The sequence below is a fragment of the Pantoea sp. sgz302252 genome (assembly GCF_042610525.1).
GTDB lineage: Bacteria > Pseudomonadota > Gammaproteobacteria > Enterobacterales > Enterobacteriaceae > Erwinia.
The window spans coordinates 447,580-472,183 of the sequence record NZ_JBHDVM010000001.1; the positions used below are offsets into that span (position 1 = coordinate 447,580).

23 protein-coding genes are annotated in these 24,604 nt (G+C 46.0%); 21 read left to right on the top strand and 2 right to left on the bottom strand.

The window, feature by feature from the left end:
* Positions 1-139: 139 nt before the first annotated feature.
* Complete coding sequence (locus ACETPC_RS02075) at positions 140-424, bottom strand: hypothetical protein (RefSeq protein WP_380178163.1); 285 nt, start codon at positions 422-424, stop codon at positions 140-142.
* Positions 425-439: 15 nt separating this feature from the next.
* On the opposite strand from ACETPC_RS02075, the gene smrA reads away from it, so the two are divergent.
* Complete coding sequence (smrA, locus tag ACETPC_RS02080; RefSeq protein ID WP_380178165.1) at positions 440-1,006, top strand: DNA endonuclease SmrA; 567 nt, start codon at positions 440-442, stop codon at positions 1,004-1,006.
* Here the strand turns inward: smrA and ACETPC_RS02085 are convergent.
* Positions 1,003-1,926 (bottom strand): LysR substrate-binding domain-containing protein, encoded by a 924-nt coding sequence (locus tag ACETPC_RS02085; protein WP_380178167.1) that lies wholly within the window; start codon positions 1,924-1,926, stop codon positions 1,003-1,005. The genes smrA and ACETPC_RS02085 overlap by 4 nt on opposite strands.
* A 307-nt stretch (positions 1,927-2,233) precedes the next feature.
* On the opposite strand from ACETPC_RS02085, the gene ACETPC_RS02090 reads away from it, so the two are divergent.
* The 20 genes from ACETPC_RS02090 (at position 2,234) to sctE (ending at position 24,597) form a co-directional block, all read left to right on the top strand.
* The gene (locus ACETPC_RS02090; RefSeq protein ID WP_380178169.1) at positions 2,234-3,562 is read left to right on the top strand and encodes an MFS transporter; all 1,329 of its coding nucleotides are present in this window, start codon (positions 2,234-2,236) and stop codon (positions 3,560-3,562) included.
* 321 nt (positions 3,563-3,883) lie between these two features.
* A complete protein-coding gene (locus ACETPC_RS02095) occupies positions 3,884-5,413 on the top strand; it encodes a carboxylesterase/lipase family protein (RefSeq protein WP_380178840.1) in 1,530 nt (509 codons plus the stop codon).
* Positions 5,414-5,620: 207 nt separating this feature from the next.
* On the top strand, positions 5,621-7,276 hold the full coding sequence (locus ACETPC_RS02100; RefSeq protein ID WP_380178171.1) for a methyl-accepting chemotaxis protein: 1,656 nt from the start codon (positions 5,621-5,623) through the stop codon (positions 7,274-7,276).
* 719 nt (positions 7,277-7,995) lie between these two features.
* Positions 7,996-8,886, top strand: a complete 891-nt coding sequence (locus ACETPC_RS02105; protein ID WP_380178173.1) for a winged helix-turn-helix domain-containing protein — start codon at positions 7,996-7,998, stop codon at positions 8,884-8,886.
* A 56-nt stretch (positions 8,887-8,942) separates the two neighbouring features.
* Positions 8,943-9,479: a transglycosylase SLT domain-containing protein gene (locus ACETPC_RS02110; RefSeq protein ID WP_380178175.1), complete on the top strand. Its 537-nt coding sequence runs from the start codon at positions 8,943-8,945 to the stop codon at positions 9,477-9,479.
* A 92-nt stretch (positions 9,480-9,571) separates the two neighbouring features.
* Positions 9,572-10,321, top strand: coding sequence for a helix-turn-helix domain-containing protein (locus ACETPC_RS02115; protein WP_380178177.1), 750 nt, complete (start codon positions 9,572-9,574; stop codon positions 10,319-10,321).
* Positions 10,322-11,962, top strand: a complete 1,641-nt coding sequence (sctC, locus tag ACETPC_RS02120; protein ID WP_380178178.1) for a type III secretion system outer membrane ring subunit SctC — start codon at positions 10,322-10,324, stop codon at positions 11,960-11,962.
* Complete coding sequence (gene sctW, locus ACETPC_RS02125) at positions 11,953-13,080, top strand: type III secretion system gatekeeper subunit SctW (RefSeq protein ID WP_380178180.1); 1,128 nt, start codon at positions 11,953-11,955, stop codon at positions 13,078-13,080. Before sctC ends, sctW begins: the two co-directional genes overlap by 10 nt.
* 25 nt (positions 13,081-13,105) lie before the next feature.
* A complete protein-coding gene (locus ACETPC_RS02130) occupies positions 13,106-15,151 on the top strand; it encodes an EscV/YscV/HrcV family type III secretion system export apparatus protein (protein ID WP_380178841.1) in 2,046 nt (681 codons plus the stop codon).
* Between the two features lie 14 nt (positions 15,152-15,165).
* On the top strand, positions 15,166-15,567 hold the full coding sequence (gene spaK / locus ACETPC_RS02135) for an SPI-1 type III secretion system chaperone SpaK (protein ID WP_380178181.1): 402 nt from the start codon (positions 15,166-15,168) through the stop codon (positions 15,565-15,567).
* 2 nt (positions 15,568-15,569) lie between these two features.
* Complete coding sequence (gene sctN / locus ACETPC_RS02140) at positions 15,570-16,853, top strand: type III secretion system ATPase SctN (protein WP_380178183.1); 1,284 nt, start codon at positions 15,570-15,572, stop codon at positions 16,851-16,853.
* Positions 16,843-17,286: a hypothetical protein gene (locus ACETPC_RS02145; RefSeq protein WP_380178185.1), complete on the top strand. Its 444-nt coding sequence runs from the start codon at positions 16,843-16,845 to the stop codon at positions 17,284-17,286. The genes sctN and ACETPC_RS02145 overlap by 11 nt, the downstream gene beginning before the upstream one ends.
* 89 nt (positions 17,287-17,375) lie before the next feature.
* Positions 17,376-18,344: a hypothetical protein gene (locus tag ACETPC_RS02150; protein WP_380178187.1), complete on the top strand. Its 969-nt coding sequence runs from the start codon at positions 17,376-17,378 to the stop codon at positions 18,342-18,344.
* Complete coding sequence (locus ACETPC_RS02155; protein WP_380178188.1) at positions 18,344-19,276, top strand: FliM/FliN family flagellar motor switch protein; 933 nt, start codon at positions 18,344-18,346, stop codon at positions 19,274-19,276. Before ACETPC_RS02150 ends, ACETPC_RS02155 begins: the two co-directional genes overlap by 1 nt.
* Complete coding sequence (locus ACETPC_RS02160) at positions 19,263-19,925, top strand: EscR/YscR/HrcR family type III secretion system export apparatus protein (protein WP_380178189.1); 663 nt, start codon at positions 19,263-19,265, stop codon at positions 19,923-19,925. The genes ACETPC_RS02155 and ACETPC_RS02160 overlap by 14 nt, the downstream gene beginning before the upstream one ends.
* 15 nt (positions 19,926-19,940) lie before the next feature.
* Positions 19,941-20,198, top strand: coding sequence for an EscS/YscS/HrcS family type III secretion system export apparatus protein (locus tag ACETPC_RS02165; protein ID WP_380178190.1), 258 nt, complete (start codon positions 19,941-19,943; stop codon positions 20,196-20,198).
* Between the two features lies 1 nt (position 20,199).
* On the top strand, positions 20,200-20,973 hold the full coding sequence (sctT, locus tag ACETPC_RS02170) for a type III secretion system export apparatus subunit SctT (protein WP_380178191.1): 774 nt from the start codon (positions 20,200-20,202) through the stop codon (positions 20,971-20,973).
* Positions 20,974-21,001: 28 nt separating this feature from the next.
* Positions 21,002-22,048 (top strand): EscU/YscU/HrcU family type III secretion system export apparatus switch protein, encoded by a 1,047-nt coding sequence (locus ACETPC_RS02175; RefSeq protein WP_380178192.1) that lies wholly within the window; start codon positions 21,002-21,004, stop codon positions 22,046-22,048.
* Between the two features lie 105 nt (positions 22,049-22,153).
* Entirely contained in the window at positions 22,154-22,669 is a 516-nt protein-coding gene (locus tag ACETPC_RS02180; protein WP_380178193.1) for a SycD/LcrH family type III secretion system chaperone, read from the top strand.
* 14 nt (positions 22,670-22,683) lie between these two features.
* Positions 22,684-24,597, top strand: coding sequence for a type III secretion system translocon subunit SctE (gene sctE, locus ACETPC_RS02185; RefSeq protein ID WP_380178194.1), 1,914 nt, complete (start codon positions 22,684-22,686; stop codon positions 24,595-24,597).
* The last annotated feature ends 7 nt before the right edge of the window (positions 24,598-24,604 follow it).

Sequence of the window (24,604 nt, forward strand, 5' to 3'; positions counted from 1 at the left end):
CTCGAATGATTATTGATTGAGGTCAATTTTAACATTTTTTGCGCAGCAAAGGGAACTCATCAAAGCTTTTTTAGCCACATAAAAGGCAGGGATGTCACTTTGAGTGAGCTGCCGTTTAAAAAAGCGTCAAAAGCCAAACTTAAGGCTTGTCCGGGATCATGGCGATAAAATCGCAGCGATTAACGCTATTTTTTGAAAATTTCGTAGCGCGAGATTCCGGATAAAAAATAAGCGTTAACTTATTGAAAAGCAGCGATGTCCGATACCCTCCGGGCTTTAGCATACTTAAATTTCTCTGACTAATTAGCAGGCCGGGGAAAGCCATAATTGCCTGAATATCAGCCAGTCTTCCAATGAGCCAGTTTGATTTTTTGCTACGGCGGCGCGCCCGGGATACCATTACGCTATCCTTTAAAGTGACCATCGGGGGAGCCTTATCATGAACTGTAATGACGAAGACCTGTTCAAAGACGCGATGGAAGATGTCACCCCGCTCAAGGACTGCAGCAATATTCTCTGGTTGAAATCACCCTCGACCAAATCTCCGCGTCAGCGCGAAGAAGAACTGCAGCTGGATAATCCCCTGACCAGCGGCTTTCTTACTCTGATCCCGCGCGAAACGCCGCTGGAATATAAAAAAGAGGGTATCCAGCAGGGCGTGCTGGATAAGCTGCGGCTGGGCAAATATCAGCTCGATGCCAGCCTCAACCTGTTACGCCAGCCGGTTGAGACCTGCCGCCGGTCGCTCTATAGCTTTATGCTGCAGGCAGAACGGGAAAATTATCGCAATTTGTTGATTATTCATGGTAAAGGCAAAGAAGATGAAGCCCATGCTAATGTCGTACGCAGCTATCTGGCGCGCTGGCTGCAGCAGTTTGACCAGGTGCAGGCTTACTGTAGCGCTCAGCCCCACCATGGCGGCGGCGGAGCCTGCTACGTTGGGCTACGTAAGAGCGAGCAGGCGCGCCAGGATAATCGTGAACGGCATGCCAAACGCAGCCGCTAGCCTGAATGAGACTTGCGGATAGTTGCCATTAGCGCTTCGGCGCTACGGCTGAGAGGCAAACCGGTACGGGTAATAATACCGACCGGTTCGCCAGGCCCGTGCGAGGCAACGGGCAGGGCAGCAAGCGCGTTGTGTAGCAGGTCATCTTTGATCGCGCCTGAGGGCACAAACCAGACGTAGTTATAGCGCAGCGCCAGCTGGCGGGCGAGCGAAGTGGCGGAGGTTTCCACCAGCGTATCGGGCAGACGGCAGCCATGATCCTGTAACATCGCCTCTGCTATCCTGCGCGGAGCCGTACCCTCAGGCGAGATCACCACGGGCCATGTCATCGCACGTGATAAAGTAACGTTGTCACTTAACAGCGGATGATCGGGCCTGACTACCAGACGTAAAGACTCAAGGAACAGCAGCTCATAAGTCAGTCCCGTCATCATTTCCGTTTCCGCCATCCGGCCGATGCCTACCTCAAACTCCCCCGCTCTTAAACCGGCAAGCAGCACATTATTGTGTAGCGTAGCCACCTGGACTAAAGTGCCTGGCTGCTGTTGATGGAAGCGCTCAAGAATAGAAGGCAGCATACCTAAGGCTACCGTAGTCAGGACGCCGACTCTTAAAACAGCCGGGTTGCTACTCATCACAGGGCTAAGTGACTGGCCTGCATGATGAAGCGCATCAAGAATACGCACTGCATGGGTTAAAAACTGCTCGCCGACCAGCGTCAGCTGCGCGCCGAGTCGGCCTCGTTCAAGTAGTCTTGCGCCTGCCATCTCCTCCAGTTCATTAAGCGTCTTCGACAGAGCTGGCTGGCTGAGCGACAGTACCTCGGCGGCGCGCCCCAGCGTACCCTGCTGAGCCACGGCAACAAAAGTATGAAGATGACGCAGGCGAATGCGTTGATCGAACAGATAATTTTTTTCCATAAAAGCAGCCTGGCTGCAAGCGGGCACAGAGGCAAGCGGGTGATTTGATAATTGTTAACCTTATTGCAAAATTTATTTAACATTAGCGCGCTTTTTCATCAGTTTATGTCGTAATGGCTGCTTAGCCCCATCATTTTTATTGATAAATGCCCGTATTTTCCTTACGGATGCTTGCTTTTTCAGAGAAAATCGCTACCTGAAAGCGTAATTCGCTGGGTTTAATGCATAACAATCCGTTATGATAGCCGACACTTTTTTTCGGAATCGAAGCCAGCCCGGAGCAGAACGCTGGCCATGGAGCGCTAACGTGGAAAGTATTGTCGCGACGGATGTCCGCGCCCTGATTAACGAAGGCGGCGTGACTCGCTATCAGCAACGTATTATCGCACTTGGCTTCGCCGTAGTGGCGATGGACGGCATGGATATCGCTCTGATGGGCTTTATCGCACCGGCCCTGAAGGCTTCCTGGAGCGTTTCTACCCAGCAACTGGGCGCAGTAATCAGCGCAGCGCTGATTGGTCTGGCGCTGGGCGCGATGTTTGCCGGGCCGCTGGCCGATCGCTTTGGCCGCCGGGTGATCATTATCAGCAGCGTTTTTTTCTTTGGCCTCTGGACGCTGGCGACCGCCTTTTCGCATAACGTCGAACAAATGATGCTGTTCCGCTTTCTGACCGGGTTGGGGTTGGGCGCAGCCATGCCTAATGTCGGCACGCTGGTGGCGGAATATTCTCCCGAACGTAAGCGAGCTTTTATTATCACTGTCGTGTTCTGCGGCTTCACTTTTGGCGCGGCAGGCGGCGGCTTCGCTGCTTCCTGGCTTATCCCGAATTACGGCTGGCATGCCGTGCTGATCCTTGGCGGCCTGTTGCCGCTGCTCATCGTCCCTGCGCTGTTAAAATGGCTGCCGGAATCGGTGCGTTTTCTGCTGTCGCGCCGGGCGCCGGAAGAACAAATTCGCCGTATTGTCGAGCAAATGGCGCCAGGACAGATCCAGGCAGGCAGCTCGTTCGCCATGAGTGAAAAGGCGCAGCGTCATGGCGCAGTAAAACTGGTGCTATCCCGACCTTATCTTCCCGGCAGCGTACTGCTGTGGGGCAGCTACTTTATGGGGCTGTTTCTGGTCTATTTGATCGGCAGCTGGCTGCCATCGCTGGTTAAAGATATGGGCATGACGGTGACTCAGGCTGCGCTTGTCACCGCGATGTATCAGGCTGGTGGTACAGTCGGCTCGCTGTTTGCCGGCTGGATGATGGATCGGTTCAACGCTAATCTGGCGCTTGCCGCCATCTACTTTACCGGTGCCATCGCTACGGTGGCGATAGGCTACGCGCCAGCGGAAACGCTAATCCTGAGCCTGATCGCTTTTTGCAGTGGCTTTTGCCTGAACGGCGCCAATACAGGTATGAACGCGCTTTCGGCCAGCTATTATCCTACTCACGCGCGAGCGACAGGCTCAAGCTGGATGCACGGTGTAGGGCGCATGGGCGCAATTCTCAGTGCTTTTGCTGGCGCGCAGATGCTGGCGATGGGCTGGCATATCACACAAGTCTTTTCCAGCCTGGCTATTCCCGCCGTGCTGACCTCGCTGATGCTGCTGGCGAAGTACCGTTATGGGCACCAGCGTACTGAAGAGTAACCTTGCCTGAAATCGGGCCACTCTGGCCAGATTCAATTAGCCCGAGCCGCTTCAATTGGCTCGGGTTTCTTCTGTAAACCCATATGTACGCCATCAGCCAAACGCGGATTTAATCAGCCGCCTTTTCACTTATAAAGTTGTCAAATCAGCGTGGCTGTAAGGCTGTCATTTCTTTTATTTATTTGTTTTTAAATATATTTATAACAAAGTTCTCAGACGAATTGTTAAGAAAAAGTAAGCATTTTCTGTAAATGTGCTCGCCCGTTGGACATTGCCCTGGCGCATGCAAATAATGAGGAGCAGATTACTCAGGATGCAATGATGAAAAACGAACGTTTGATAAGGATCGGGACAGCGGAAGGGACGCTGTGCGGCAGTCTGGATAAGGATGTTTTCGTTTTCAAAGGTATTCCCTACGCCGCTCCGCCTACCGGCCCAAGGCGTTGGCAGCCGCCAAAGGCCGTCGTTCCGTGGCGGGGTGAGCGTGACGCGACCAGGTGGGGCGCGGCAAGCTGGCAAAACAGGCAGTATTGCGTAGCGGTTGGCGGTGGCGATCCAGGCGCGTTTAGCGAAGACTGCCTTTATCTGAACCTGTGGACGCCGGATACCGAACCTGCCAGTGCGATGCCGGTTATGGTCTGGATCCACGGCGGCGGATTTACTATCGGGGCTGCGGGTCTGGCGCCTTACGTCGGGCGGCCACTAGCTTCGCGCGGCGTAGTAGTGGTCACGCTCAATTATCGACTGGGGCACCTGGGTTTTTTTGCTCATCCGGCATTGGATAAAGAATACGCGGCGGGCGAGGTAGTAAATAATTTTGCCTTACTGGATCAGATTGCGGCTCTGCAGTGGATACAGCGCAATATCGCTGCATTTGGCGGCAACCCTAATAACGTTACCATTTTTGGCGAATCTTCTGGCGCACGCAGCGTGCTGTCGCTTTTTTCCTCACCGCTTGCCGCAAAGCTATTTCATAAAGGTATTGCTCAAAGCCCCTATGCGCTGCCTGATATCCCGCGAGAAAAAGCGCTTGAAAACGGCGTGAGACTGGCGCGTCACTTTAACTTAGAGAACGCTACGTCTGAGCAACTGCGTGCGCTGCCCGCAGACGCCTTTTGGCCGCTGGAAAATTCGCTGGCCAATGGTCCGGTAGCGATAGCTGGCGATCGGGTACTGCCCGTGCCAATGCTGAAAGTTTTTACCAGCGCCGGTCAGCACAAACTGCCGCTGATGATTGGCAGTAACAGCGACGAAGCCAGCGTGCTTAGCTATTTCGGTGTGGATCCTGCGGCCATTATCAGGCAACTGCGTGATACGCAGCGGTTGGGATTGCGGATGAAGATGATAAGAATGCTTTATGACGGCCTGTATGATGATGAAAAGCTCGGCAAACAGGTGGCCAGAGATATGACCTTTACCGCTATGGGCTATATCGCAGCGCTATCACAGTACCGCAATGGCATACCGGTCTGGCGTTACTATTTTGATTATGTCTCGGAAAACTCCCGCGTTATCTATCCCGACGGCACCTGGCACGGCAATGAAATTCCTTACACATTCAACACGCTTGACGAGCTGGATGAACAAATGGGAGCACGACCATTTACAGCCAGCGATCGAGAATTCGCAGAAAAAGTCAGCGGCTACTGGTTAAACTTTGCTCGTCACGCCAGCATTTTTTCAAATCGGCTGGAAGGCGAGATCGACTGGCCTGCCTGGCAGCCCGCCAGTGATTTAACGATGCGCTTTGGTGAAACCGGGCCGACGCTAAAGCTTGAAAAAAACTTTATGCGCCGACGAATGCAGCTTTTCCGACTATTGATGAAAAGTATGGTCAAACTCAGAAGCTGAATATTTAACATTATTTTTTCAAGATGATGAAAGCATAAAGGCTAAAAAGAGAACCGCAGCAAAGGCTTAGCGCTAAGTATGCTTCAGTAACATCATGAATGGCAAAGAAATAACTACTCATGCTTCCGGCAATGATGCCGATAATCCCTGTCAGGCGTCCATCACTCAGGACGAGCATACGGGTTTATATATCGTTACGGAGTAGTTATGAATATGCTAAAAGATTTTACCATCCGCAGCGTAATGCTGTGGATCCTCGGGCTTTTCTGTTTGTTATGGACGGCCGTAGGCATTTACAGCGTCTGCGCGCTCAACTCCTTGGGTAAGGGCAATGAGGTCGACCGCGAGCTGGTTAATCAGATGACCACCTTAAGTAAGGGCAACGATCAATACTTCCGCTTTATTACTCGCCTGACGCGCGCCGTCGAGTCTCGTCAGTCAGGTAGCCCGACCGCCGCAGCTGATATGGCCTCTGTGCAGAAGGCGCTGGATAATATGACGAAGCTGCTGGCTGATTTCAAAGCCGAGGCGCCAGGGCCGCTGGATCCGGGTTATTCAGCCGCCGTCATTGCCAGCTGGCAGAAACTGCTGGACGAGGGTGTGCTGCCGCAGATGCAGCTGGCGCAGCAGCCAGCGCTGGAAGAGTTCCGTCGTCATGCAGCCAGCGTAACGCCGCCGCTCAGCCGTGCGTTTGGTGCCAGCGTAGATAAATTCAATGTTGCCGCAGGCGATAAGCTGGATGTGACCAGGGTAACCGTCGATCATCTTACCGATATGACCAAAATGATAATCGTTCTGGCGGTTATTGCTGGCCTGCTGATCCTGCTGTTTACCGACCGTTATCTGGTCAAAATGCTGGTTCGTCCGCTGGACGGCATGCGCGAGCATTTCCGCCGTATTGCCGAGGGCGATCTGAGCCATCCGCTTGAAGATATTGGCCGCAACTGCGTAGGCAAATTAGTGCCGCTGCTGCGAGCGATGCAGGATAGCCTGCGTGAAGCCGTCAGCGCTATTCGCAACGGTACTGATAATATCTACCGTGGCGCGGCAGAAATTTCTTCCGGCAACAACGATCTTTCCTCTCGTACGGAACAGCAGGCGGCTGCGCTGGAAGAAACCGCAGCCAGTATGGAACAGCTAACGGCTACGGTAAAATTCAACGCCGACAACGCGCGTCAGGCCAGCGAGCTGGCGCAAAGCGCTTCCGCAACGGCCAGCAAAGGCGGCAAGCTGGTTAATGATGTGGTTAATACCATGCAGGGCATTTCCGGCAGTTCGCGCAAAATCGCGGAGATTACCAGCGTCATCAATAGTATTGCATTCCAGACTAATATTTTGGCACTTAACGCGGCGGTTGAGGCGGCGCGGGCAGGTGAGCAGGGCCGTGGTTTTGCCGTCGTGGCCAGTGAAGTGCGTAACCTGGCTCAACGCAGCGCGGGCGCGGCCAAAGAGATAGAAACGCTGATCGCCGATTCCGTCACCCGCGTGAACCAGGGATCTAAGCTGGTTGGCGAAGCTGGCAGCACGATGGACGACATGCTGCAGGCGGTAGCGGAAGTCGTGGAAATCATGAAGCAGATCGCTTCCGCTTCAGAAGAGCAAAGCAAAGGTATTTCACAGATAGGCACCGCTATTACTGAAATGGACAGCGTTACGCAGCAAAACGCCTCGCTGGTGGAAGAAGTATCGACGGCAGCAAGCGCGCTGGAACGTCAGACTGAAGAGCTAACGCTCTCCGTCTCTAAATTCCGTCTTTCACCTATATCTACTATAGTATCCCCTGTGCCAGCAATGAAGACGGCGCCAGCAGGAGCGCGAGTTCAGGCTGTTAAAGCGGCTACTGACGACTGGGTATCGTTCTAATCCGAAAATAACTCTCTTTAGCGGCCGTAGTAATACGGCCGCCTCCTGAATAACAGGTATCTGAGCCTGTAAGAAAAAGCGAGCCCCGCTTACTGTCAGAATAGACGCCGTCTGATTCGCACTGCAATTGAAGCAAGTTATACGTCTTCATTGAAATAATTTTCGACAGCATCCGTTTCTTTTTTTTCTCCCTCTATTTTACTTAATTCATAAAAAACGTTGCATTTGTTTTATTTTTTACTCTGGCTTGAACGTTTGCGTTGGAATCTTTAGTCAAGATTAGTCGCGGTATTATGCTTTTTAATCAGCTTATGGTGATGATTCCTCTGTTGAACAAAAGAATCTCGTGGCAACGATTCAATTTTATTTTGCTATTGAGGAAATATAATAGCGGGTTAATGATAATAAAATTTTACTCAGTAGTATAGCAGGTGATTTTTTTTAACAAAAAAGCCACAGAGCATATAAAACCACCATTGGCAATATACAATTAACTCTTAATGATTAAAAATAAGATTCAGGCTTCTTCTTAAGTAATTTAAATATTTAATCAACTTATTATATAGCGAGTTTAAGGTTGGTTATAGAAAAGAAAAGTATTATTAATTTCTGATTTTATAGGTGGATTATGATGGTTTTTGCGGGTAAGTTTTATCTGAGGTTTTAAATGTTCCGTGCTTTTCGAAAATGGCCTTAATAGTAAGCCAGGGGTAATGATAATGAGATATAATATTTTTTGCTTTGATGATTATGTATTAATAAGAAATGAAATATTACGAAAAGGGGAGGAAGTCATTAAACTTCCTCCAAAAGAATTACAAATGTTAACTGTTCTGGTAGAGAATGCAGGTAAACTTATTACGAAGGATAAGTTGGTTAACGACATCTGGAAAGGAGGCGACGTCAGTGATGAATCGTTGGCGCGGTGCATCTGTTCTTTACGCAGAAGACTGGGTGAAAAAAAAGATAATATTTTTATAACGACTTTATATGGAAAAGGGTACATCTTTGCAAAGAGCTGTACTTTCTACGAAAAGGAAGATGAGATTATCAGGCAGGAGAAAAGAAAAGCTACGCCACTAACAGGCGTGTGCCGGATCAATAATGCAACATGTAGTTTCAACAGAAATAGCGTTACGCATAAAAATCCCAATAATCTGGATAATTTGTTAGCAGCTGCGGAAAAATTGCTTAAACAACTTTTCTATAAAAAACAGCTAATGAGGGAGATAACCTGTAGCGGAATTCAAAAAAAAATGGAGAAAGTATTGCATGTTGAACCTTTCAACGCATTAGCTCTGGCAATAATGGGTATAATAAAAACCCTGAAAAATGATAACACTACCGGTTATCTCTGCCTCACTCAGGCAAAGTGTCTTGAACCTGATAATGCTGATATTGATTTTTATTACGCCTGGCATTTGACATTGAAAGGGGATTTAACCAGCGCCGAGATCGTGCTTAATCACTTAAGGATATATAATTATAACAAATATGATATTAATTTATTAAAAAAGACTGCCATCAATGAAAGGGGGCGCGCTATGCTTAAAGGGAATAAAAAAGAATATTTTACGCACATTCGTCATTTAGCTGTGCTTAACCATTGATTTAAAATTGAATTTTTAGTTGAAATTTATTGTAGTTAAATAACGTACTGTTTGTTATGTTAATGAGAGTTAATCGTATTATATTTAAATGGAAAAATAGAATCTGGGTGATAATTTTTCTAATAATTTTTCCTTGTTGGTCTGCAGTTGCCGACTGCTGGAACCTTGCTTCACAGCATTTTAATATTGAAAAAAAACTTCTGGTTTCCATTGCCAAAGTTGAGTCTGGAATGAAAATGCAGGCCGTTGGCATTAATGATAACGGCACCAAAGATTATGGGTTAATGCAGATCAACAGTAGCCACCTTAACTGGCTAAAAAAACAAGGGATTGATGAGGATATGCTGTTAAGCGATCCTTGTGTTTCGATCCTGACGGGTGCTTACATATTACGAGATATGTTCAATATTTATGGTTACGGCTGGGAAGCTGTCGGCGCATACAACGCCGGAACGGTAAAAAACAGGCATGCCTTAAGGATGAACTATGCCAGAAAAGTTTGGCAAAGTTATAAGAATTCATCCGTACAAGGAGCAGCAGTGCCTGTACAACACTGGCACTATAGTCTGGGTATTTTGCAAGCAAAAAAATGATCAATGTCAGCTATGAGTCCCATAATCATGTTTTAATCATGAAGATTTTATGCGGGTCCGGCAAAATGGATAATTAACGAAGAATAAAAGTTATGCTGAAAATATCATTTTGTTCAAAAATATTAACAGCCGGGAAATCTGTCAGTTTTTCTCGGCACAAGTTAATTTTAATAAAAAGCAGCGTTCGTGCTTCCGTTATTTCCATTAACAACAAGGAAAGGCTAAGCCTGGAGTCCGGAAAGCAAGGTATCTTACTGTTAAAGTCAGGTGCAATTAAAGTAATTTCAGGTGAAATAAAATTTACCACACTGGATTTTAACCGCCTTGCCAAGCTGCAGGTCTTTGTTGATAAGGCAAACGGAGGTGGTAAGGGAACGGAAAAAGCTAGCTGGAGCTATCTTCCTGTACCAATGAAAAAAAGACCAGGCGCTAAAGAGTTAGAGTACTGGTTGATTACACAATGCATGCATAACACGCCCGGTATTGAAAATTTTTGCGCAATACTCAGAAGCAGCGAGTGCTATATGATAGTTCATTTTTTACTTAATGAATCCAGAGATAATTCAGGACGGCGTCTACAGGAGTTGTGCCAACAATATGGTCTTTCATCCTCGCATTTCAGGCGTCTGACGCGTAAAGCCCTGGGGAACAGCGCCAAAAAAGAACTGCGTGAATGGCGCCTGGCCAGAGCCTTATTAGAAATGTATAACGAAGAAAACAATCTTACGACCGTGGCAATGAACCATGGTTATTCTTCGTTATCACACTTTTCTAATGAGGTGAAAGAGGTAATAGGTGTGACGCCTAAAAGGCTTAAAAAGCAACAGGAATGGTCAGAGTAGATGAAGAAAAATAATTTGAAAAAGGCGTTCTGGTTAGGGATAAGTCTTTTGGTCTACCTGCCAGCGCCGGCTATTTACGCATTCAATACTGTTAGTGGTTACGTGGCTAATAATGAAGGCGTTAAAGGCGTCTTTGATGCACTTTCCTCCACAATGTCAAAACCTGTCATTTTAAGTAAAGAGGCAGCGCGTAAAAAAATCACTGGCGAGTTTGATCTGTCGGATTCACAGCAAGCATTACAGGCGATAACCCGCCAGCTGGGACTGATTTGGTATATGGATGGACAGGCCTACTATATTTACGATGCCTCCGAGATGCGCAGTTCGATAGTGGTATTGAAAAACACCTCTTTTGAGGTGGTTAAAAACTTTCTGATCAAATCTGGTCTTTATGACGCGCGCTATCCCGTACGGGCAGACAGCAAGAGCGCTACTTTTTATGTATCCGGACCACCGATTTATGTAGAACTGGTTTTAAAAACGGCACATAACCTTGACGTCAAAAGCGATGGCTACGACGGCCGGGAAAATATTGCCGTTATACCGCTGAATAATACTTTTGTGGACGATCGGGTTTATCAGTATCGTAACGAAACTATTACTATCCCCGGTTTATCAACCGTGGTGAATCAGGTCATCAATGGTAAAAGCCGCCGAGGCACCGTACAGCCTGCGCCAGCTGTCGCTCAGGAAGGCACAGCGCCCACTATGCCCGATTTTCCACAAACGCTGGATAGCGCCAAACCAGACAGAGCCCCGCAGACTCAGACAGTAAGCAACGGCATGAGCATCATTGGCGACCCGGGATCGAACAGTCTGCTGGTACGCGGCAGCGCTGAACAAGTCGCTTATGTTCGCGATTTGGTCGCCGCGCTGGACAAACCCAGGCGCCATATTGAGCTTTCCGTCTGGATTGTGGACTTCAGGAAGGAAGCGTTTGACAACCTCGGCGTTCAATGGACGGGAAGCCTCAATGCCGGCAACCTTGGCCTTTCGCTAAACGGCGGCACCAGCACCATTGACGGCGCCAGCTTTATGGTAACGGCGCTGGCGTTAAGCGAAAAAAATCAGGCGAATATTGTCTCTCGCCCGATGATCCTGACCCAGGAAAATATCCCTGCCATTTTTGATAATAATCGTACATTTTATGCCCGGCTTATTGGCGAGCGTACTGCGCAGCTGCAAAACATCACTTATGGCACGTCAATTAGCGTCATTCCGCGTTTTACGGACAATCAGGAAATAGAAATGATGCTGAACGTGGAGGATGGCAATCAGAGCGAGACGACCAGAACAGCGGAGGCCGATTTACCTGAAGTCGGCAGAACTAATATCAGTACTATTGCGCGGGTGCCCAGAGGCAAAAGCCTGCTTATTGGCGGCTACACCCGTGATGAAGAGAGCAAGGTAGAGGGCAAAATTCCGGGCCTTGGCGATTTACCCTGGGTGGGAGGGCTTTTTCGCTACCAGCGCGATCGCACCAATAACCTGGTGCGCGTTTTCCTGATCCAACCGCGAGAGATTGATGCGCCTCTCAATCCTGATGCTAATGAGCTTATCAGTGACATGAAAAAGGATTTATCCAGCGGCGAAGTACAAAACTGGATGCAGAACTATTTGGACAGTCAAAAATGGCAATAAATATTAACTCAGGCAGCAACTTCTTTGCTCACCGTCATACAAAGTCGCTCGGCGAAAAGCAGCGTCGTAACGAAGAATTGCAGCGGCAGGAAAATTACGACAGCAACAGCGGGCAGATAACCGAAGACGAATCTCCGGCGGCCATGCTGCAGCGGTTTGCGCAGGCGACGGATGAGATGTCGGCACTGATGTCACAGTTCAATAATCGCCGGGCTTTTGAACGGAAGAACTCGCAGTCTGCCGAAACAGTTTTCGAGAGAGTGCTTGAAGAAGAGATTGAGCCAAAATTTGATAAACTAGTCACCATCCTGAAAAGCAGCGAAGGTGCTAATATCGAAAACGCATTAAAACAGGCATTTACACTGTTCCCTGATGAGAGCGATTTGGCAATGGTGCTGCGTGAGAAACTCAGGCAACGCAATCTTGAAGGTATCGTGCGTCAGCGGCTGCAGAAACTTTTGGCGCACCTCGAGCAAGAGGCTAACCCTAAGCGGCTAAAAGCAGGCATCAACGTAGCTTTAAAAGCGCGAATGTTTGCCAAAGCCCTGATGCTCAGCCCGGCGCTGATGAGAGAAAGCTATCGGGAATATATTCAAAGCAACGATCACCAAACAGAAATTTATCAAAATTGGGTGAAAACCTATGGGGCGGAAAAGCGCGCTATAGTCATTAATTTTATGGAAGAAGCGTTGATCTGCGATATTGAGGCCAGCGATCCAAGCTGTAGCAATATTGAGTTTGGTTACCTGCTTGGCCGTTTAGGGCAGATTAAACGTATTCGAAGCAGTGATATTGTATTCATCGAGAATTTACAAAAACAAAAAGAATTTAGCCTTTTGAACGCCGATGAAAGAACCTTGCTCATCTTCTTTTTTGGTATATTAATAGATCCTGATTCGCTTGAAGAGTTTATAAGTTCATGCTTTGGTGAGTCGATGACGAACTTGAAAAAAACAGAGCAGGCAAAAATATTGCAGGTTCTTTATATGCATGTAAAAGAGTTGCCGGCAGAAATTTTTTATGAAGAGGAATATCGGGACATTTTAATAGAAAGCTTTCTGACTTTTAACGATAAAGCTCTGCTTGCAGAAAATATCGAAAGACGGTTAGGTGATTAACTGGTTCAGGATACAGCCTTTACAAATGAATAAATTTCTACGGCTTTTAAAACAGCACCCGGAACTCTTTATACTGGTATTGATAGTAGTTATTATTTCAATGCTGGTAATACCTTTGCCAACCTATCTGGTGGATTTCCTGATTGGGTTGAATATCGTACTTTCAATACTGGTTTTTTTATCTACCTTTTACATTGACCGGATACTGAGTTTTTCGACGTTTCCTTCAGTATTGCTGATTACCACATTGTTTCGTTTGGCGCTGTCGGTCAGTACCAGCCGACTAATTCTGAACGAGGCGGATGCTGGCGATATTATTGCCACTTTTGGTCAGTTTGTTATCGGCGATAATCTGGTTGTCGGCTTTGTTATCTTTGCTATCGTGACCATAGTGCAGTTTATGGTCATCACTAAAGGTGCAGAGCGAGTAGCTGAAGTTGCTGCGCGCTTCTCACTTGATGGTATGCCAGGCAAACAAATGAGTATCGATGCGGATCTTCGCGCGGGTACCATTGATGCGGAAGGCGCGAGCGCCCGACGTAGCGTTGTGGAACGGGAAAGCCAGCTTTATGGATCCTTTGATGGTGCAATGAAATTCATCAAGGGTGATGCTATTGCGGGCATCATCGTCATCTTTATTAACTTTATCGGCGGCATAAGCGTTGGCGTTTCCCAACATGGCATGGATATGTCCAGTGCGCTTTCCACCTATACTATGTTAACCATCGGTGATGGTCTGGTCGCTCAGATCCCCGCGTTACTGATCGCTATCGGCGCTGGTTTTATCGTAACGCGTGTGAACGGCGATGGCGATAACATGGGGCTTTCTATAGTCTCACAGTTATTTAATAACTCATCGGTTTTGGTGATAGGCGCCATTATTGCTCTGGGTATTGGTAGTCTGCCTGGTTTTCCTACTTTTGTGTTTATAATATTGGCATTCTGCCTGGCCGGGTTATTTTATCTGAGGATGCGCAAACAAAAGATTGCAGAAAAAAACAATGGATCCACCGGCGCTGCTGATTACAATGCTGATAACGCCGATCCTGCAGAAAGTTCGCTAAGTCTGATCACCGATATGGATAGCGTGATGACTGAAACTATCCCTATCATGCTTTTGGTCAATAAATCGCAACTGGAGATGTTCGAAAGTAACCGGCTAACAGAGCGTTACAGTAGCCAATTTTTTATAGACTACGGCATAAATATCCCTGAGATAAAGTTAAAAGCTTCCGACAATGTGGAGAAAGATTCAATAACTTTATTTATCAATGAAATAAAGGTTGAGCAGTTTCAGGTAAAACTGGGTTGTTTTCGTGTCATCAATAGCGCTGATGAGTTAGAAAAGCTTGACGTAACGCTCTATAACGTGGGCAATACGGTATGGGTAGAGCAGGAACAGGTTAAAAACCTCAGCGAGCTTGGCTATCAGCTAAGAAACGGCATCGATGAGGTTTATCACATACTTGCGGCAATACTGGTAAGATATGTAAATGAGTACTTTGGTATTCAGGAAACAAAAAACATGCTGGATAAGCTGGAAACTAAATACCCTGACTTAATGAAAGAGGTGCTACGCCACGCTACCGTTCAGCGTATATCAGAGGTCTTACAAAGGCTGCTGAGTGAAAGGATTTCAGTAAGAAACATGAAGTTAATTATGGAGTCCCTGGCGCTTTGGGCTCCGCGAGAAAAAGACGTAATTATGTTGGTAGAGCATATTCGCGGCGCTATGGCGCGTTACATTTGTCATAAATTCGCCGTCGGTAATTCACTGCGGGTAATTATGCTATCGGGTGAAGTCGAAGAGTTGATAAGAAGCTCCATCAGGACAACATCTGCAGGCACCTTTATGAATTTGGAACCTGCAAAAGCAGAAGAACTTACTGACAGAATGACATTGGTATTTGAAAAGCTGAATTCACCTTTTCGTGATGTGGTGGTGCTGTCATCAGTAGATATCCGTCGGTTCCTGAAAAAATTTCTGGAAGTTAACTTCAGAGAGCTTGAAGTGATCTCCTTCGCTGAAATTACAGATAATGTATCTGTAAATGTAATTAAAACTATTTAAAAAGGTTGCTACCTATGTATATAGATCTGGTATCGCTTGTTCGCGACGCATTACGTGAAAGTGGTTGTGACGAATCTCTGATCAGCGATATAGATGCGCATTCAACCATCTCACTGGATTTTGAAGATTATCCCAGCATATTTATCAGCAGTATCGACGACGGTATCTGGCTATGGTCTCGCCTGTGTGAAGATAATGGCAATATATTACAGGTATATGCAGCGCCGCTGCTGGAAAAAATTATGCAGGGCTGTGCTTTTTCACTTACCGGCCAGCTTCAGCTGGCGTCTAATGAAAACTACCTGGAGCTAAGAGGGATAGTGCAGCCAGCTTCGCTTGAGAATGGCGCGCGTTTTGCTGAAGCGCTTGATGAGTTTTTTGTTTTGCAAGGATCTTTTCTGGAGGTCATTCGTTAATTATGAACGGCCTGTTACGACAGCTGGCGCACCCGGAATCCCTTTCCGGGCCAATCATAGAAGCGATATTGCCTGAAGTAAAAGTTGGCGAAATCTGTGATATCCAGCAAAGCTGGGATCGGCCGGAAACAGTAGCGCGTGCCCAGGTGTTGGGCTTTAAAGGTGCCAGCACTATTTTGAGCCTTATTGGCTCCGCGCAGGGCCTTTCCAGAGAAGTTGTGATCAAGCCTACCGGCGCAGGCCTTTCCGTTTCGGTTAGCGATGAAATGCTGGGCAGCGTAGTCGATGCCACTGGAAAAATAGTTGAGCGCCTTGTCGAAACCCGGCCGGGCATTTTCCAAAGGCGCGACATTAACGCGCTGCCACCCTCTTATCAGGAGCGAGCCAGCATCAGGCAGCCTTTTTTAACCGGCATACGGGCGATAGACGGCTTGATGACCTGTGGCAGAGGGCAGCGTATTGGTATCTTCGCCGCGGCTGGTTGCGGCAAAACGACCATTATGCACATGCTGATTGAACTGGCGGAGGCGGATGTCTTTGTTATTGCGCTGGTAGGTGAGCGCGGCCGTGAGGTGACTGAATTTACCGATGCGCTAAGGCAGTCGGCACACCGGGATAAATGCGTGCTGGTTTATGCTACTTCCGATTACTCATCGCTGGATCGCTGTAATGCCGCGCTGGTGGCAACCACAATTGCTGAGTATTTTCGCGATAGCGGTAAAAACGTCGTGCTGTTTATGGACTCAATGACACGTTATGCGCGCGCGCTACGCGATGTGGCGCTGGCGGCGGGCGAGCCGCCAGCACGTAGAGGCTATCCTGCTTCGGTTTTTGATTCCCTGCCCAGACTGCTTGAACGTCCAGGGAATACCAGCAGGGGCAGTATTACTGCCTGGTACACGATCCTGCTCGAAAGTGACGATGAGCCCGATCCGATGGCGGATGAAATACGTTCAATTCTGGATGGACATATCTATCTGTCGCGCAAGCTGGCGGCAAGAAACCATTATCCGGCCATTGATATTTTAAACAGCGTAAGTCGTGTAGCCAGTCAGGTTGCGCCTGAATCACATCTGGCGCTGGCAGGAAAAATACGTCAGGTTCTGGCTAAAATCGAAGAGTTACAGCTTTTCGTCGACCTTGGGGAATATCGGAAAGGTGAAAACGCCGAAAACGACAGGGCAATGGCGAAGAAAGAAGCGCTGCTGCGCTGGCTATGCCAGCAGTCATCGGACTATACCTCCTATGAGGAATTGATCGCAGAGATGAAGAAGCTTGCAGCGTAAAATAAAATCCTTAATTGCTAAAACCGAGTTAAATATTGACCTGAACGAGCAGCTATTTTTTAAGAATGAAAAGTCCCGGAAAAAAATCATTAATGAAATAGAAGCTTTCAGGCAGGAAATATCTGCGCTGGCAATGATGATCGAAGGGCTCTATCTTTCTGGCGTAGTTGACAAATCCACTATTCATATTGCACGCAGAAGGCAGGCGGTCTTCAGAAGGAAGATTGCTAATATAGAGGTGCAAATCGGACAGAAAAAATTACTGCTGGAACAAAACGAAAAGGAAAAGGAAGCGTTAGTTCAAAAGAAAAAAGATTTGCGAAAGAAAATAGATAAATATGATTATATCGTAAAATATTTGCGACAAAAAAAACGGTTTAAAGAGTTGTCCATTGAAGAAGCTGATACCGAGGAAAAACTATCGTGGAAATAACAAATAAAAGCGCTAACGGTACTTTGCTGCAGAATAACCGGGAAGAGGTTGCCGATATCGAAAAATTGTTTAAAAACAAAGCCGGCCATTTGAAAAAAGAGCAGGCAGAACAGCCTGAAATGCTTCCTCTCAGCATGCTTCCTTACCAGAAAGAAGAACCTGAAGCAGAGATTACTTCTGGCTCACTATTAGCGGTTTTAATGCCAAACCAGCTTAAGGTCAGGTTTGATCTCAACGGACAGGAAGAGACTAACGTTGAATCAGCCAGCAACAGCGAAAATATTCTGTCGCTTTCCCGCAGTAAAAAGCTGTTAGCAGCTGCGGAAGGTAGCGTGCCGGAGAGTCGAAACAAAGACGGCGTAAAATCGATAAACGATAAAGGCGTTCAGGGTAAAGAAATTTATAGTGTGCTGGAGAGTTGGGGCCAGGACGGCCTGATAGCAGGAAAGGATAAAGGCGCTAAAAATCTTGTCTCTGTTAGTGCCACTGCTAAAAACGCAGCGGATAGTGTCAGCTTACCTGAAGCAAAAGAGTGGGTCGGGTTAACCTCCAGCATTGAAGCTGAGAACCCGGGATCTAATGAGAAGGCAAGTAGTGTGCTGAATCATGCCCAGCACCAGCAAGAAAACGATCGCGCCCGGAAAAGAGCAGAAAATAACCAGCAAAATAAAACCATGGAAACAGCAGCACCTTTAATGGCTTCGGTAACCTCCGCTACTGCTGCCAGCGAAGCAATGACAGGCACGAAAGCGGAAATTAACAGGGTTTCTACACATTATCCGCAGGCGGTTGACAGCCAGCAGAATACGCAGGTCACTAACGAAAATAAGCTGACCTACGCTTTTTCTGATTGGGGCAAAGGATTACAGGTCGAGGTGCAGCTAAGCGATAACAAATTGCCGCACCGGCTGACGCCGTCAGACGGATTGGTTCAGCAACGTTTAGCTGATTATGAGGGCGGAAACAGACAAAAACAGCCTGAATGGGTTTTTTCCGGGCAGGAAGATGAATCGGACAACAAGCGCAGGCCGATGATGCAGGATGAGGAAGAAGCTTAATGCGGCAACACTTGCGCCACTACAGCAAAACAACGGTGGCCTGGCGCCAGCAGACCAGGGTATGGCGGGAACAGGGCTACGCTATTACGGAAGGAAGCTTACCAGAAAAAGAGCTGTTCTTTTTCTGTACAGATTCGGGCTGGCAAGGTGGGATTGAACTTCAGGATTGGATTGACAGAACCTTGCCGCAGTGTGGCGCTCTGGCCAGCGCGGCCTGGAAAGAAGGGGAATTGGAACAATTATTTGTTGCCTGCGCCAGGCCGCTCGACGCTCTGCCGGAGGAGTTGGCCTATACCTCTGTAAGCAAAATTACAACCGGCAGTACGGAAGACAGAACACTTTCGATTGCAATCGCGACGCCGCAGGGACGGGTATGGCTAGTGAGGCCGCCCCAAAAAAATCTTATCCAGCCTGCGGGACAAGTTAATGTTTGTAATTTGCCGCTGATGCTGCGGCTGGTTATTGGTTACAGCACGATATCCTGCAAATTATTAAATAAAGTGGCAACTGGCGATATCTTATTTGTTAATAGACAGATAAATAAGCTCATTTGCGAAAATACCGTTTTAGGCTCGTTTTACAGAACAGAAGAAGGATTTATGTACGAAGACTTTGATGAAGAAGGCTTGATGGACGATGAGTATCCTGTGCAGGAGTTAGAGCCTGAAGAACAAACGCCGCGCCTGATGCACCGTGATAAAATAAAATTAAACCTGGAATTTGTTTTACAGCAGGAACGGCTAACGCTCGAAAAGGTAGAATCACTTTTTGAGGGGCAGATATTACCCTGCAGGCCAGAGGCTGAAAAAAATATGATAATTACTGTAAACGGTGTGGCAATAGCAAGAGGCGAACTGGTATGGATCGAAGATCGTCCCGGCGTAGAAATTATTGAACTCTATCCAGAGGCAAAAAAAGATGCAGGGCAATGACATATCGCTTATAGCTATACTTTCATTTGCATCTTTATTGCCCTTTTTGATTGCGTGCGGTACTTGTTACATTAAGTTTTCTATCGTATTTGTTATGGTACGTAATGCATTAGGCCTGCAGCAGATCCCTTCAAACATGACGCTAAACGGTATTGCCCTGGCGCTTTCATTTTTTGTAATGATGCCAGTCGTCACTCATGGCTATGATGAATATAAAAGGAATGAAGCTACGATCACTGATGCTAAATCTCTGGCTTATTTTATGGAGAACAGTCTTGATAGCTATCGCGGTTACCTGGAAAAATATTCTGATCCAGAGCTTACACAGTTCTTTGAGCGGGTACAGCACCAGCGGGATAATGAACAGGAACAGCAGTTTAATGAGGAAGAGAAAATATCTATTCTGTCTTTGCTGCCTGCCTATGCACTCAGTGAGATAAAAAGCGCCTTTAAAATAGGATTCTTTCTTTATCTGCCCTTTATTGTTGTGGATCTGTTGATTTCTTGTATTCTGCTTTCGCTGGGTATGATGATGATGAGTCCGGTAATTATTTCAGTTCCAGTTAAATTAGTGCTTTTTGTCGTACTGGATGGCTGGACGCTGTTATCCAAAGGGCTGATATTGCAATACATCGATCTGGCATCCTGATCCGCTGAGGACAAAATGGAAAACATCGCCTTTGCTGGAAATAAAGCGCTTTATCTGATTTTAAGCCTGTCTGCGCTGCCCATCATAGTCGCTACAATAGTAGGACTTCTGGTTGGCTTATTCCAGACTATAACGCAGCTTCAGGAGCAAACTTTGCCTTTCGGTCTGAAACTGCTGAGCGTAATTTTATGCCTTTTTATGATTGCAGGCTGGTATGGGGATATCCTGCTGAATTTCTCGCGGGAACTCCTTGCCATGGCGCTGGCACGATAATATGCAGACGGCTCTTTTTTTTGACCTTCATAGCTGGCTTTATGGCATGGCAATGGCCTCAGCACGGCTGATGCCTGCTTTTGTGCTGCTTCCCTTTTTCAATACCAGTACGCTCACTGGCGCCATTCGTTTGCCGGTGGCTATGTTTATTGGCGGGGCGCTCTGGCCCTATGCTAAAGCGCCATTTAGCGAATTCAACGATGGCTTCTTACTGCTGCTATTGGGTAAAGAGTTAGTGCTGGGCCTGATTATTGCCTGTTTTTTATGTCTACCATGCTGGGTACTGCACGCTGCAGGTAGCTTTATCGATAACCAGCGCGGCGCAACGCTCAGCAGTATGCTTGATCCAGTGTCGGGCGTTGACTCGTCCGAGCTGGCCAATTTTTTCAACCTCTTTGCTGCAGTCATCGTGTTGCAAAGCGGCGGGTTGTTGCTGCTGCTACAGGTGTTCGAAAGAAGTTATCAATTGTGGGAACCTTATCAGATGACTTTACCTGCGCTGCCTCAGATCACAGGCTTTCTTTCCATACTGGTAGGGAAAAGCATTGTTCTGGCCAGCCCGCTAATTATTATGTTTTTGCTCAGTGAAGTATTGCTAGGCCTGCTTGCACGCTACTCACCACAGCTAAACGCTTTTTCGCTGGCGATGACGGTTAAAAGCGCGCTTGGCTTTCTACTGCTGCTGCTTTATTTCAACCCGGTGTTTCTGGATAGAGTATTAACGCTGCGCTTGCTGCCGCAGGCCATGATGCAATGGGGCTTAACCACTTTCTAATGAAGATTCTCTAAGAGAGGTTCAATGAATGTCAGGCAGTAAAACGGAAAAGCCTACGCCCAAAAAAAAGCGTGATGCGGCGCAAAAAGGGCAATCTTTTAAAAGTAAAGATTTGATTATATCCTGCCTGATATTGGCCGGAGTTTACTATTTGCTTAACCTGTCCAGTTTGACAGAAATGATGGAAACATGGAAAAAGGTTATTGAATCAGATTTTCAGGTTGATATACATAAATATACATTAGGTATTATATGGCAAGGCCTTAAAATTTTTCTTCCTTTTTTATTGATTTGCGTTTTAGCCTCGGTTCTCCCCACGCTTCTGCAAACAGGTTTTGTTATAGCCAGTAAAGCGCTGAAATTGAATTTTGGTGCGATCAACCCGGCGAACGGCCTAAAAAAGCTGTTTAGTCTACGTACCTTGAAAGAAATCGTTAAGTCGATTTTGCTGCTTGCGAGTTTTTATATGGCGGCAAAGCTATTTTGGGATAAAGAGAAAAACGTTGTGTTTTCACAACTGAACGCCGAACCGGTCCAACTATTTTCGGTATGGGGAGAATTGTTTGGCACGCTAATCTTTATCTGCCTGAGCTGCATGTTAATAGTTATCATTTTAGATGCGCTTGCAGAGTATTTTATCCATATTAAAGACCTGAAAATGGATAAGCAGGAAGTGAAACGTGAATATAAAGAACAGGAAGGCAACCCGGAAATCAAGTCCAAACGTAAAGAATTGCATATGGAATTGCTTTCTGAGCAGGATAAATCTGATATTGAAAAGTCTAAAGCTATTATTGCCAACCCTACCCATATCGCTGTTGGTCTTTTCCTCAATCCTCAGATTGTGCCAATCCCTTTCATCTCTGTCCTTGAGAAAAATCAGCGAGCTTTAGCAGTACGTGCCTATGCGGAGAAAGTTGGCGTGCCGGTTATTCAAAACGTCAAACTGGCCAGAAGGATATATCGTACTCACCAGCGCTATTCGTTTGTCAGCATGGAAGAGCTCGATAATGTTATGGAAATATTAATTTGGCTGGAGCAGGTAGAAAACGCATGGAAAAATGAAATTCATTGACTTTTCATGCGAGTTGCGCTTATGCGCGTTATTTATGAGTATTAAGAAAAAAATCATGTTTGAATACAGTCATCAGAGATACGGTGACGCTACCAGGAGAACAGAATGAACTCAGAATCAGGTGATTTCACTGCAGGTAACATAGAAATGTTAATGATGGCAACCACGGAGCATGGGGCTACTCTTAAAGAAATTCACGGTATTTCTGATATGGCCATGGAAAATATTTACGCTCATGCCTATCAATTTTACAATGAAGGGAGACTGGATGAGGCTGAAAAATTTTTCCGTTTCCTTTGCTTATATGATTTAAAAAATGCTGATTATTTTATTGGTCTGGGCGCTGTACAACAGTTGAAAAAAAATTATGAGAAAGCCTGTGAATTCTATTCATTGGCCTATTTGATAGCTGAGGATAACTTTAATCCGCTCTATTATATTGGCCAATGCCAGTTGCTAATGGGTAACTATGTGAAAGCATTAAAATCTTTCAATATTTTAGCCGAGCGTTGTACGGATGAAAATTTAGTTGCTAAAGCAAAAGTTTATATTGCAAGCATACGAAGTCAGAAGGATAAGAGTGGAAGTGTTCCTGAAGAAAAAATTGCAGATAATGATTAATAGAGGGGAGTTAAATGACTACAATTACACAAGTTCCTGTATCGGCCTCAGCTATTACGCTAACTAAGGAAGAATTCTCTGAAACCGCCAGGAGTAAAACAAAAATATCAGTTTCAGCAGCTCAGGCTATTAATGCTGCCGTCCAGGAAAAAATAGGTGAGGACCTGGCTTTAATAGCCGGGAATAATGATGAGAAAAACAATTTCTCATCTGAGAATGCGCCTGCAATCCGCCAGCCAACAACGTCTTTAACCAGTAAAGCTAACGTTCTGAAGTTAATGGCGCAATATCAATCTCTGACTAATGAGCTTGACTCACATGAGTTGAAAAACAGGCTTTCCGGTTACATTGCTGCCAAACAAGCCAAATCCAATCAAATGGAAAAATTATCGGATGAATATTTAGCACTAAGTGATGAATTAGATGTTCTTGAGAAAGAACTGCAAAAAAGTAGCGGTATGCTCGATGATGCCGCGAAAAAAGTTGACTCTGCAAAAACTAAACTCGAAGCGGCACAGAAAAGTCTTGACAGTTTGTTAAAAAAACTGGGCGTGGACTCAGCAAATGATCCAGCAGTTGTTGATAATCAAGAGGTGCTGTCGGCCGTACAGAAAATTAAAATTGCCGAAGTAGAGTTAAAAAATGCAAATGCGTTCTTTCAGTTAGTTAAAGAAAGTCATACACAGCTGTTGCAAAAAACAGATGTAGTTATGCAGTCTTACTTGAATAAAATCGATGAAATGGAAAAAGCCTCAGACCAAAATACTATTAATAATCTAAAAACAAACTCAGATAACATGAAAGAAGCCCTTACCCGTATGGCAATGATGATCCAGTTAATAACGGAATTCATTAATTTAATTGACGAGGCTTCGGAAGCAAAACTTAAAAAAGATCTGGAAATCAATCGCAAACAGCTGGAAGCGCGCCAGGCTGAGATGAAAAGGAAAGCAGATGAACAAGAAGAAAAAATACGTAAGGCTGAACAGTTACAAAAAATTTTGGGCTGTCTTGGGACTATAGTGGGCTGGACTCTGGTTACTATTGGCGCTGTGACCACAGTTTTTGGTGGCATTGGTACACCATTAGCGGTATTAGGCATTACCCTACTGTCGCTGGACATCATCACTGAAGCCATTACGGGAGAAAGTCTTACCGGCATGGCAGTGAACTGGCTCATGGAGAATGTTATTTTACCTATTGCAAAAATAGTTGATAAAATCCGGGATAAAGTCATGGAGATGCTAGGGATAAACAAGTTGCTTGAAGTGATAGGCAAGGCCGTAGGGTTCGATTTATTAGGTCTTGTGAAAAATGTTATGTCTGCTGTAACAACTATTGCTATTTATGTTGGTATGGCGATAATTGCAAAAAGTTTGATAAAAACTCTGATAAAAAAACTTATAAATAAGTTAATACAGGCTATTGTCAAAACTGTGACTTCAATGGTTAGTAAAATAGCTAATAAAATAGCTAATTCATTTATTAAAGCAATAAGTAAAGGTAGGCGTGCAATATCTAAAGCCGCTAATGAAGTTATAGATAAAATTAAACAACTAGCTGAAAAAATAAATAAATTTATTTTTAATCATAATAATAAAAAAACACCAGAAATGATCAGGCAGCTACAGGAAATTACTACTAAGCGACTGCAGCAGGTAACGGGGGCTCTGGGCTTTTCGAATGCGGTAGTAAGTACTTCATTAAATATTGCTATAGCGGATATAAGATTGCAGGCAAATAAAAGCATGGCGGACTTTTACCTTGCACAAACAGATTATGAGATATTGAAGAAAATGCTTACCTCAATCATTAATAAGTTTCAGAACGATCGCGAAGATATAAATTTAATTAACAAAATGCTAAACAATTCGATTGAAAGTTCTGCACGTGTTTCAAAGTTCATTGCGCATAATATTCGCGCTTAATAAGGAG